Annotated in this window: 1 protein-coding gene; it reads right to left on the bottom strand. The window is 38.2% G+C overall.

Going from position 1 to position 1504, the window contains the following annotated elements; all coding sequences use genetic code 11:
* Window positions 1-226: 226 nt before the first annotated feature.
* On the bottom strand, window positions 227-1408 hold the full coding sequence (locus FXW34_RS22735) for an IS256 family transposase (RefSeq protein WP_147536296.1): 1182 nt from the start codon (window positions 1406-1408) through the stop codon (window positions 227-229).
* Window positions 1409-1504 lie beyond the last annotated feature (96 nt).

The raw sequence follows: 1504 nt of genomic DNA, 5'->3' as shown, positions 1-1504 counted from the left end.
TGTCAAGTCCATATTCTTGTGTAAAAACCTGTAACAATGTTTTTCGCATAAATCTTCATCTTGATTAGTGGACTATACATATTTCGAATTTACGTTGAGGGGCGGGTATGATAGCCTGTATGGCAAGCCAGGGTCATTTATGAGCTTGGCTTCCCGGCTTTATATCATACCCGCAGAGGCTCAATGTCAATTCGAAATTAGGCTACACACCAATCCCCTTAGGGGTCTACAAGGATTTATAACCTTTTAAGAATTGAGTATTCTTACTAGTCCACTCCTCTTCAATATCCATCAAAACTGCACCAATAATCCTAGCTGCCGATTGCTCATTTGGGAAAATTTGAATAACTTTTTCCCTTCTCCTTATTTCTCTGTTCATTCTTTCTAACATGTTGGTCGTGCGCAGATGTTTATGAAATTGAATAGGTGCAGCATGAACTTGAATGGAATCTTCGAACCCTTCATCCAATTTCTCAATGGCCTTAGAAAAACCTTTAGTGTCTTGATATTTCTCGATAAAGCGATCCTTCAATTCTCTAACGAATTTCAGATCAGTATTACTGAAAATAGCTTTGAGTTCTTGGCGAGCTTCTTCAAATCCCTTTTTTGGAAGTGATTCAACGATGTTTCTTAAAAAATGGACAGTGCATCTTTGCCAAGAGGTTCCTAAGAAACTTTGCTTAATGGCGGCCACTAACCCAGCATGAGCATCTGAGGTGATCATTATTGGAGACTGCAGTCCTCTGGCTTTTAGGTACTCAAAAAAGATAGACCAGCTTTCAGTAGATTCACCATGAGTAATTTTCAAACCAAGAATTTCTCTGTGACCATTTTCATTCACACCACACGCAATATGAACACCTTTGGAAACAACCTTATTGTTCTCGCGAACCTTAATGTACATAGCGTCCACGAAAAGATATGGATAATATAAAGTGTTTAGAGGACGGTTTCTCCAATCGTTAATAATTGGGTCCAAGGACTTCGTAAGATTAGAAACAAGTGACTTAGAGACACTCTTCCCGCAAAGTTCCTCGACGATTTTTGTGACCTTCCGAGTAGACACCCCATTAACAACCATCTCAATCATTGATAAAACCAAGGCCTGTTCACAACGCTTATACTTTTCAAAAATAGACGTAGAAAATTCACCATCTCTAGTACGTGGCACGCGTAATTTTAATGAACCAGTACCAGTAATGAGTTCGCGCTCATAATAACCATTACGGTATCCCCTGCGATCTTCCGATCTTTCATGGCGTAAAGCGTTAATATACTCATCTCTTTCTTTTTCCATTAAAGAATTCAAAATCAAAGCTAGTGAAGCTTTCACAGGAGATTCTAGGGAACTACTTTCGATTTTTTCTTTGAGATCATCTAAATTTATAGTAATATTGATTTGGGTCATCATCATAACCTCCGTATTAGTTTTCTTGGTCGAAAACATTGTAACACGGGTCATGATGATGACCTTTCCTTTTTACACAATTATATGGACATAATC

It is taken from the genome of Bacillus marasmi (genome assembly GCF_902168435.1).
Classification (GTDB): domain Bacteria; phylum Bacillota; class Bacilli; order Bacillales; family Cytobacillaceae; genus Bacillus_BU; species Bacillus_BU marasmi.
The sequence above is the reverse complement of the archived record's forward strand: the minus strand, read 5'-3'. Positions and strand labels throughout refer to the sequence as shown.

What these genes read in the sequence shown, in the direction of transcription:
- FXW34_RS22735 (WP_147536296.1), bottom strand. Translation starts at nt 1,408, where the DNA reads ATGACCCAAATCAATATTACTATAAATTTAGATGATCTCAAAGAAAAA.